Origin of the sequence: Helicobacter sp. CLO-3, assembly GCF_001854545.1 — a bacterium.
Classification (GTDB): domain Bacteria; phylum Campylobacterota; class Campylobacteria; order Campylobacterales; family Helicobacteraceae; genus Helicobacter_B.
On record NZ_MLQN01000050.1, the window covers coordinates 1 to 9271 of the forward strand.

Annotated in this window: 9 protein-coding genes; 6 read left to right on the forward strand and 3 right to left on the reverse strand. The window is 45.7% G+C overall.

Annotated features, from left to right (window positions below; translation table 11 throughout):
• The 3 genes from BKN38_RS09545 to BKN38_RS09555 form a co-directional block, all read right to left on the reverse strand.
• On the reverse strand, window positions 1–291 hold a 291-nt coding region (locus BKN38_RS09545), incomplete at its 3' end, for a hypothetical protein (RefSeq protein WP_143000278.1).
• A gap of 101 nt (window positions 292–392) precedes the next feature.
• Window positions 393–965, reverse strand: coding sequence for an acyltransferase (locus BKN38_RS09550; protein WP_324737444.1), 573 nt, complete (start codon window positions 963–965; stop codon window positions 393–395).
• On the reverse strand, window positions 958–2673 hold the full coding sequence (locus BKN38_RS09555; protein WP_066454940.1) for an N-6 DNA methylase: 1716 nt from the start codon (window positions 2671–2673) through the stop codon (window positions 958–960). Before BKN38_RS09555 ends, BKN38_RS09550 begins: the two co-directional genes overlap by 8 nt.
• A gap of 107 nt (window positions 2674–2780) precedes the next feature.
• Between BKN38_RS09555 and hisA the strand changes: the two genes are divergently transcribed.
• From hisA to pssA, 6 genes are all read left to right on the forward strand, one after another.
• Entirely contained in the window at window positions 2781–3512 is a 732-nt protein-coding gene (gene hisA / locus BKN38_RS09560) for a 1-(5-phosphoribosyl)-5-[(5-phosphoribosylamino)methylideneamino]imidazole-4-carboxamide isomerase (RefSeq protein ID WP_066454943.1), read from the forward strand.
• A gap of 194 nt (window positions 3513–3706) precedes the next feature.
• The gene (locus BKN38_RS09565) at window positions 3707–4081 is read left to right on the forward strand and encodes a chemotaxis response regulator CheY (protein WP_066454946.1); all 375 of its coding nucleotides are present in this window, start codon (window positions 3707–3709) and stop codon (window positions 4079–4081) included.
• Window positions 4082–4146: 65 nt separating this feature from the next.
• Complete coding sequence (locus tag BKN38_RS09570; RefSeq protein ID WP_066454949.1) at window positions 4147–5481, forward strand: 50S ribosomal protein L11 methyltransferase; 1335 nt, start codon at window positions 4147–4149, stop codon at window positions 5479–5481.
• 195 nt (window positions 5482–5676) lie between these two features.
• Window positions 5677–7611: an ATP-dependent zinc metalloprotease FtsH gene (ftsH, locus tag BKN38_RS09575; protein WP_066454958.1), complete on the forward strand. Its 1935-nt coding sequence runs from the start codon at window positions 5677–5679 to the stop codon at window positions 7609–7611.
• Window positions 7611–8213, forward strand: coding sequence for a hypothetical protein (locus BKN38_RS09580; RefSeq protein WP_066454960.1), 603 nt, complete (start codon window positions 7611–7613; stop codon window positions 8211–8213). Before ftsH ends, BKN38_RS09580 begins: the two co-directional genes overlap by 1 nt.
• Window positions 8210–8962 carry a CDP-diacylglycerol--serine O-phosphatidyltransferase gene (gene pssA, locus BKN38_RS09585; protein ID WP_066454969.1) on the forward strand — a complete coding sequence of 251 codons (753 nt, stop codon included), beginning with the start codon at window positions 8210–8212 and terminating at the stop codon, window positions 8960–8962. The genes BKN38_RS09580 and pssA overlap by 4 nt, the downstream gene beginning before the upstream one ends.
• The last annotated feature ends 309 nt before the right edge of the window (window positions 8963–9271 follow it).

Here is a 9271-nt window from a genome sequence, read left to right on the forward strand (position 1 = left end):
GGGTAAAGCAGAGATAGGGCTAGTACCCATGTAGTTAGATTTCAAAAAGCGATAAATTTTAAAATCAAGATAGGGGGTCCTAAGAATTTCTTTTAATATCTGATTTGATAGTTTAATCCTCCAAAAAGCTGCCTGTTTTAGCCTTCTAATCACATATCGACATAAACTTTCACCCTCAATCCTTCTTTTTGCATCTGGCATTGCGATGTCTTGCATTTCGGTGCCTTGCATTGTGGCATCTTGGGTTTTAACATCTCGCATTTTAGCATCTTGCGTTTTTTTATCACTCATCCTTTGCCTTTCATAAAATATTTGAAATCAATAAACAAAGCGCATATTATACAAAAATTAGCACAAAATCAGCCAAACAAACCAAAACATATTTTGGCTTCTTACAAATCCCGGAGTTTTTTAGCTGGGTTGCCGGCATAGATTCCAGAATCTAAGATATCTTTGGTTACCACGCTGCCTGCACCTATCACGACATTATCACATATTTTTACCGGCAGTATCGTAGCGTTACTTCCGATGCTTACGCGATTGCCGATTTGCGCGCCACGCCATGTGCTAGAATCCGCATTTGGCGCGCCATTTTCAAAAAGATCATTTACAAACGCCACGCCATGCCCGATGAAGCACTCATCGCCGATTTTTGTCAGCGCGCAGATGAAGCTGTGGCTTTGGATTCTGCAGTTATCGCCGATGATTACGCTATTTTGTATCTCGACAAATGGTCCTACAAAGACATTTTCGCCAAGCTCGCATTCATAGAGATTTACCGGATTTACCACGCGCAAACCGCCTTTGTGTCGCACATCTCGGATACTAGATTCTAGTGCTTCAAAAGCACTCGCGCGGCGGCCATTCAAATGTTTATCCGCGCCCTCCACGCTTTCTGCGCCTTTCTTGCCCCCCAAACGCTCCGCACCCTCCAAACGCTCCATGCGCCCCACGCGCTTATCCATTTTGATAATCCTGCTTTATTTTATTGATTTTATCCTGCGTTTTATAGATGTCATCGCGCAGGTTGTTTAGATTCTCTATCGTTTGCGCGGCGTTTTCGGCGTAGTCGTGCGGGATGATGAGCTGCGATAGATTCTCGATATTTAGCGCGCCATCGCTGCTTTCTTTGTAGATTTTGGCGAGCGCCTCTTCGCCAGCGAGCGAAAAAAGATAGCAATAAAGCCCCACCGCCACCTTCTGGCTAGGCGCGCGCAGCACGATGATGCCAGAATTCACCACGCTGATAGAATCTATCTTGCCTAGTATCGTGAGCTTTGGCGTCACGCCGCGTAGTGAAAGCAAAATATCAAACGAGCGCACTTGATATTTTTCTATCTTTTCTCTATTGCCTTGCAGCTTTTTGGTTTGGAAGCTCTGCGTGTATCCACATGGCGCAAAATCCGCGATACCTATGTCAAAAAACTCTATCATCTCATCTTTGCGCGTGCCATAGATTCTCTGCCCCCGAAAAATCTCCACGCCAAGCGATTCTAGCGTGTTTGAGCTAGCATTGTTTAGCGTGATAGTGGATTCTAGCGAGTTTGTCGTGTAGATATGCGCGCGCAAATCCTGCGTGGAAACTGCGCTAAGCGGCGTTAGGCTTGCGTATTTGGAGGCGGATTTATCGGCGTTTTTGGTGCGATAGATTTGCAGGATTTCTTCGACATTTATGAGGCGGTTGTATTTGCCATCTTTGGCATAAAAATGCTCGTGATTGGCGTTTATATGCAAAATCTCTTTGTTGCCATGCGAGATGACAAGCAGGGAAAAATCATGACTTTGATGCGGAAAAATGTTTTTGGGAAGCTCGATGACTGCCTCTATCATGCCTTCTTCGCAAAGCCGCTCGCGCAGTTTTCCTTCAAGCGAAGATTTTTGCAAGGTTTGGTTACGCACGATAAACACGCCTTTGTCTTTCAAATGCGCTAGAGAATGCATGAGAAACACAAGCTCTGGGTAGGTTTTGATAAGAATCCCCACTTTGCTAAATCGCTCATCATCTTTGAGTAGCTCCGTGCCTAAATGCGCGTTTAGCGGCGGGTTGCAAAGGATTTTGTCAAACTTTATATATTCGCCATTTTCTTTAAACATCGGATTTGCCAAAATATCACTCACGCGCAGATGACTTTCTTTGAGCCCGCTAAGCTTGGCAATGAGCTTGGCGATGGATGAGAGCTTGCTATCTAGCTCCTCGCCATAGAGGCTCACACGCGGTGTGATGCTAGCGATGCTTAAAAACACGCTACCCATGCCATAGCAAGGGTTATATATCTCATCATTTTCTTTTATGTCGAGTATGCCAACTAAAAGCTGGTTTATCTCGCAAGGCGTGGAGTAGAAGTAGAGCTTGTTGGTAGTCTTTTTTTGCGTGATGATGTGTAGAAACTGCTCTATGTCGCTGTTTGAGAACTCATCTTGTGCGATGAGTTTTAGAATCTTGCTAGTGTTTATTTTGGGGCTTGGCGCGATGAAAAGGGCTGGGTCGATGATAGATTTTAGCTCGCTTGTTAGCTTATCATACGCGCGCGCTTTGTCTAGGGGCAGGATTTCAAAAAAGGATTCTCGCTTAAGCGTTTTAAGCAAAAAAAGCTCTATCATCACGCCTATAGCATCTAGCATATCGATATGATAGGGCTTTAGATATTCAAAACACTTAAGCAGATTCTGCATAATACACTCCAAAATACGCAAATTAGTTTGGAATTTTACAATAATTTCAGCAAAAGGCTAGAGAAAGACTATAATTTGATAAAAATTTCACTTCGAAAGGCAAAAGCATGCTAGAGATTTTCCCAGCTATTGATTTACACAACGCCCAAGCGGTGCGGCTATACAAAGGCGATATAAAGCAAGTTAGCATCTATGGCGATCCTTGCGAGTTTGCAAAAAGATTTGAAGATATGGGTGCGCGCTGGCTGCATTTGGTGGATTTGGATGGCGCGTTTAGCGGCGAGCGGAAAAATGCCAAAACCATAGAATCCATACGCAAAAGCACCTCGCTAAAAATCCAGCTAGGCGGGGGCATACGCGATGAGGACACTATCAAAGCATATAGAGATATGGGGATAGATCGTTTGATTCTAGGCTCAAAGGCACTAAGCGATCCGGCATTTGCCAAACAAATGGCGCAAAAATACCCCATAGCTATCGGCATAGACGCGAGAGAGGGCAAAGTAGCCACGCAAGGCTGGGTAGAATCTAGCGAGGTAGAGGCGACAGATCTTGCAAAAGAGTTTGGCAAAAGCAGTGTAGAGGCGCTCATCTGCACGGATATCAGCCGCGATGGCGCGCTTAGCGGGGTAAATGTGGATTTTAGCGTGGCTATGGGGAAGGCTAGCGGGGTTTTTGTCATCGCAAGCGGGGGGCTGGCTGGCATAGAGGATATAGAAAAAATGTCAAAAGCCTTTAAAAATCATCAAATAAATGGCGGAATCATCGTAGGCAAGGCGTTTTATGAGAAAAAGATAGATTTGGCAGAGGCTTTTGCCAAGCTATCACAAATAGAATAAAAATAAACAAATTTTGCCGATTTTATGCTATCATTGCAAATTATTTTGGTGGCTTGCGCTAAGGGATGTCGCTAGATACGCACTGCTAGCGCGATGCGCGCGAGTTTGAGTTATTTCGAGTTTGAGCCATCGAGTTTAGCTATGAGAGTGGAAGAGCAGTAAGACACACCCGCCATACCAATGAAGGAGTTATCTTGAAATTATTAGTCGTTGATGATAGTTCAACCATGAGAAGAATCATTAAAAACACCTTGCAGCGCTTGGGATATGAGGATATTTTGGAAGCAGAGCATGGCGTGGAAGCGTGGGAGATTATGGATTCTCAAGAGGGGATTCAGGTGCTTATCACAGACTGGAATATGCCCGAGATGAATGGGCTAGATCTCGTCAAAAAAGTGCGCGCAGATGAGCGATACAAAGAAATCCCAATCATCATGGTAACCACAGAAGGCGGCAAAGCCGAGGTCATCACCGCGCTAAAAGCAGGCGTAAATAACTATATCGTAAAGCCTTTCACTCCACAAGTCCTAAAAGAAAAACTAGAAGTAGTGCTAGGGGTAAATGACTAGATCGCAATGATCTAGCCAGCCAAACGCTACTTTTTTACACTTCATAAATCTTACAAAGTTTTATTATGCCAAATATGCCAAAGGCGCTAGATTCTGCTAAAAATTGCCAAAATGAGTTAGGGACACCAGAATCTCTAGAGTCTAAAGTGGAATCCAAGTCGCTGCAATCGCAGGCGCCAGAATCTAAATCGCCAGAATCTAAAAAAGCAGAGTCTCAACCGCTAGAATCCCAAATATATTTTGAAGTGACGATTATCCCAAGCGATTGTTTTGAGATTTTTACTGACTTTGCACTAGAATCTACCGGGCAAGCGCTAGAAGAAATCCCCACTAGCAAGCTAAAAATGCCAAATTTTACAAATACAGGCTTCGCAAATGCAGGTGATAAAGCTAGCAAAGATAAAGCCTTTGATGACAAAGCCCTTGATGATAAATCTTTGCAATTTTTCAATACCACAAAAGAGCTTATAAAATCCGCGCCAAACGCGATGAGGCTTTATCTAGTAGAAAATCCAGCACCCTTTATAAAATCGCTAGAATCTTTTAGCCTCACACTCTCACACCGCCTTGAGAAGCCGATCGGCTTTGCCTATGCTTGCGAGATGAAGCACAATCAAGACTGGATAGAGCAGTATAAAGCTAGCATCACACCGCTCATATGCGCGCCATTTTATATCCGCCCTTCGTGGTGCGCGCCTAGCGCGCTAGATTCTAGCGACGCAGAATCTACACTAGCAAAAACCCCTTTGCAAGACATCATCATCGACCCCGCACTCGCGTTTGGCTCGGGGCATCATGCGAGCACTTTTTCTTGCATAGAGCTTTTGCGCGAGATGGATCTCTCTGGCAAAGCCTGCCTTGATGTGGGCTGTGGCAGCGGGATACTCTCTATCATCATGGCAAAACTTGGCGGCGTGGTGGATGCATGCGATGTGGATGCGCTAGCGGTGCAAGAAAGCATCAAAAACGCCGCGCTAAATAATGTCAGATTCCAACATATCTGGGAAGGCTCGCTGCATAATATCCCAGAATCTAGCGACGCGCCAGAATCCAAACGCCCCGCAGAATCTAACTCAAGCAAAATAGATTCTAGCGACGCAAAATCCAGCACAAAAATAGATTCTCGCCCAGAATCCAACAACACAAAATCCAGCAAACAAAATTCTAATAAATCAAATTCCGCGCGTTATGATGTGATTTGCGCCAACATCATCGCCGATGTGCTAGCCTATCTTTGCAAAGACTTTAGGCACGCGCTAAAAAGCGGCGGCGTGCTCATCCTATCTGGCATCATCGAGGAAAAATCCGCATGGCTAAAAGAGATTTTTAGCGACTTCACACTGCTAGAAGAAAAGCATCTAGATGAGTGGGTAAGCCTAAAATTTGCTTTAATAGAATAAGATTGCGCGAAAATATACTATAATAGACGCAAAATTTTGTCTTTATTGATTATTTTGCGCGCGGGCGCGTGGCATTAGTGGCGTGGCATTAGTGGCACTTGGCATTAGTAGCGTGCGACACTAGCGGCGCGTAGCATCGCGATATCGCGTGCTTTAAGCACCCGCGCGAATACAACTTAAAATGCGAGGAAGATAATGGCAGCAAACGAGAATCCAAACACTCCAAACAACCAAAACAACAAAAAACCGCCTTTCAAGCAGAATCCGATTTTGCTTTTTGTGGTATTTGCGATTATTGCGATGATTGTCGTGAAGATGACTAGCTCTGATTCTGGGGGCTTTAGCACTTCTTTTGGCGGCGGGGCGACTAAAAATATCGAATACTCCGAGCTAAAAACGCTAATCGCCACCAAACAAGTCACAAGTGTCAGCATCGGGCAAACGATGATAAAGGCAAATGGCATAGATTCTAGCGGACAGCGCGTAACCTATGTGGCTAGAAAGGTCAGCGACCCGACACTTGCCACCATGCTAGATGAAAACAAAATCACTTATGGCGGCTTTAGTGAGAGCAACTTTTTCACCGATACGCTAAGCTGGCTGCTGCCGATATTTGTGTTTTTGGGGCTATGGATGTTTCTTGCCAATCGTATGCAAAAAAATATGGGTGGCGGGATCTTTGGCATGGGAAGCTCCAAAAAGCTCGTGAATGCCGAGAAACCAAAAGTAAAATTTGATGATATGGCAGGAAATGAAGAGGCAAAAGAAGAAGTAGTAGAAATCGTGGATTTTCTAAAATACCCCGATAGATACGCCGCTGTGGGTGCGAAAATCCCAAAAGGCGTGCTTTTGGTAGGACCTCCGGGCACTGGGAAGACACTGCTGGCAAAAGCGGTAGCAGGCGAGGCAAATGTGCCATTTTTCTCCATGAGTGGAAGTAGCTTTATAGAGATGTTTGTAGGGCTTGGGGCGAGCAGGGTGCGCGATTTGTTTGAGATGGCAAAAAAAGAAGCGCCTAGCATTATATTTATCGATGAGATCGATGCTATCGGTAAATCGCGCGCAGCGGGCGGCATGATAAGCGGCAATGATGAGCGCGAACAGACGCTAAACCAGCTGCTAGCAGAAATGGATGGCTTTGGCTCTGAAAATGCCCCTGTCATCGTGCTAGCAGCGACCAACCGCCCAGAGGTGTTAGACCCTGCGCTTTTGCGTCCGGGGCGATTTGATAGGCAAGTGCTTGTGGATAAACCAGACTTTAATGGGCGCGTAGAGATTCTAAAAGTGCATATAAAGGCAGTGAAACTTGCCAAAGATGTGGATCTAGAAGAGATAGCCAAGCTTACCGCAGGGCTTGCAGGCGCAGATCTTGCCAATATCATAAATGAAGCCGCACTCCTAGCAGGGCGCAATAACCAAAAGCAAGTATCCCAAGCCAACCTAAAAGAAGCCGTAGAGCGCGGCATCGCAGGGCTAGAGAAAAAATCGCGCAGAATCTCGCCAAAAGAGAAAAAAATCGTAGCCTATCATGAAAGCGGGCACGCACTCATCGCCGAGATGACAAAAGGTGCTTCTAAAGTAAATAAAGTATCCATCATCCCACGGGGCATGGCAGCGCTTGGCTACACACTAAACACACCAGAAGAAAACAAATACCTTATGCAAAAGCATGAATTGCTAGCAGAAGTGGATGTTTTGCTAGGCGGGCGCGCGGCGGAGGATGTCTTTTTGGGCGAAATCTCTACAGGCGCTAGCAATGACTTGGAGCGCGCGACAGATATCCTAAAGGCGATGATTAGCTACTATGGCATGACAGAAGAAAATGGACTCATGGTGCTAGAAAAGCAGCGCAACGCATTCCTAGGCGGTGGCATGGGAAGTGCTAGAGAGTTTAGCGAAAAAACCGCTGAAGGCGTGGATGGCTTTGTGAGGCAGACGCTAGCAGTTAGATTCTCGCATGTCAAAGAGACGCTAGAATCTTATCGTGGCGCGATAGAGCTTATGGTAAAAGAGCTTTTTGACAAAGAAGTCATAGATGGCGCGCGGGTGCGTGAGATAATCGAGGGCTATGAGAAAGAAAACAATCTGCCCTCTCGCCTTATCAAGCCAGAAGAGGAAGAGGAGGAATAATGAATAGCATACAAATCATCACGCGAGAATCGTTTGGCGGGCTTTTGGTGATAGGCGTTTGGCTGCTGTTTTGCTTTATGATAGACTGCTCGCTTGGCTTATTTGTGGGGATTCTAGCGCTCATCGCTTGGGCGTGGGCGTATCGCAACCCAGAGCGCATACCGCTTGAAAGGGGCGAAGATATCGTATTAGCCCCCATAGATGGAAAAGTCAGCAATATAGAGCAGCTCAAAAATGGCGTGCGTATCTCCATAGAAGTGGGGTTTTTTGACACTGGGCTAGTGCGCTCACCGCAAGCCACGCAAGATGTGACGCTAGAGAAAAAATCCGGGCTTGTCGCGCAATTCTCCCCGCTAAAAAAGCGGCTCAATGAAACACTAAGCGCGATTTCTAACAGCAAAAGCCACTACAAAATCCGCCTTTTCCCAAGGGTGTTTAAACATAGTAGATTCTACGCACCTATCGCGTTTCGAGCGGGCGAGCGCATGGGGTTTATGAAAGTGGGCATGCTAGAGCTTGAGGTGGATTCTCCGCTAGAGCTTCGCGCACACATCGGCGATAGGCTAAAAGCTGGCACCAGCGTGATAGGATATGCCAAATGAATATAAATCCACTCTACGCACTACCCAATTTTTTCACCGCTGGAAGTATATTTTGTGGCATGGTTAGCATTATGTTTGCGGCAAACTCATCGTTTGGCTATGCAGCGTGGCTTATCGTGCTATCGATGATTTTTGATGGGCTTGATGGGCGCGTGGCGCGGCTTACCAACACCGCTAGCAAGTTTGGCATCGAGTTTGACTCGCTAGCAGATGTCGTGGCGTTTGGCGCAGCTCCGGCGATGCTAGTGTATTTCTACATCCCCACCATTGGCTCAAACTATGGCTTTGAAGGCGATTATGGGCTGTATCGCATTTTTGCTTGCGCGCTTTTTGTGATTTTTGGCGCGATTCGCTTAGCGCGCTTTAACATCACCACTTCAAACGCCGAGCCAAACAACTTCATCGGGCTCCCTATCCCATCCGCGGCGGTGATTATCGTATTTTGGGTGCTGCTAGATTTGAAATATGGCGTATTTGCCGCATCTTTTAGCTATGTTTTGCTGATTTTGACATTTTTGGTGAGCGTGCTTATGGTTAGCAACATACGCTATCCGAGCTTCAAAAAAATCAAGTGGAATCTAAAAATCTTTGTCGCACTCCTCATCGCGCTTGCCATCATCATAAGCTCGAAATACTATGTGGAGTTTTTCTGCGCCGCATTTAGCGTGTATGTGCTCTATGGTATCGTGCGCTGGCTGTGCCTCATGACAAAAGTCCTGTGGAAAGGCGGACGCAAAGAGGCGAAATAAGATTCAATAAATATTTGTGTAGCAAATTATCAACAAAATACGCCTTTTGGCGCAAAGTTTAGATTTTGTTTTTTAATCCTTATTGCAATAAAAGCGTAAGTGCTATTTGGATTTGCTAGCTTGCCACTTGCTTAGATTTATCAGGCTTAGATTTCCTTAATCTGCCTAGAGCGTTTAATTTGCCCAGATTTGCCAGCTTGCCTAGATTCTTAGTTTTACCTAAATTTCCCAATCAAATGGCGGTTTGCCCATTTTTATGAGCGCTTCATTGGCGCGCACAAACACGCCACTGCCGACAAATCCTCGCGC

Excerpts from the sequence above, each read along its gene's own strand:
- BKN38_RS09550 (WP_324737444.1), bottom strand. The coding sequence starts at position 965 with ATGGATAAGCGCGTGGGGCGCATGGAGCGTTTGGAGGGTGCGGAGCGT.
- ftsH (WP_066454958.1), top strand. The coding sequence starts at position 5,677 with ATGGCAGCAAACGAGAATCCAAACACTCCAAACAACCAAAACAACAAA.
- hisA (WP_066454943.1), top strand. The coding sequence starts at position 2,781 with ATGCTAGAGATTTTCCCAGCTATTGATTTACACAACGCCCAAGCGGTG.
- BKN38_RS09570 (WP_066454949.1), top strand. The coding sequence starts at position 4,147 with ATGCCAAATATGCCAAAGGCGCTAGATTCTGCTAAAAATTGCCAAAAT.
- BKN38_RS09580 (WP_066454960.1), top strand. The coding sequence starts at position 7,611 with ATGAATAGCATACAAATCATCACGCGAGAATCGTTTGGCGGGCTTTTG.
- pssA (WP_066454969.1), top strand. The coding sequence starts at position 8,210 with ATGAATATAAATCCACTCTACGCACTACCCAATTTTTTCACCGCTGGA.
- BKN38_RS09555 (WP_066454940.1), bottom strand. The coding sequence starts at position 2,673 with ATGCAGAATCTGCTTAAGTGTTTTGAATATCTAAAGCCCTATCATATC.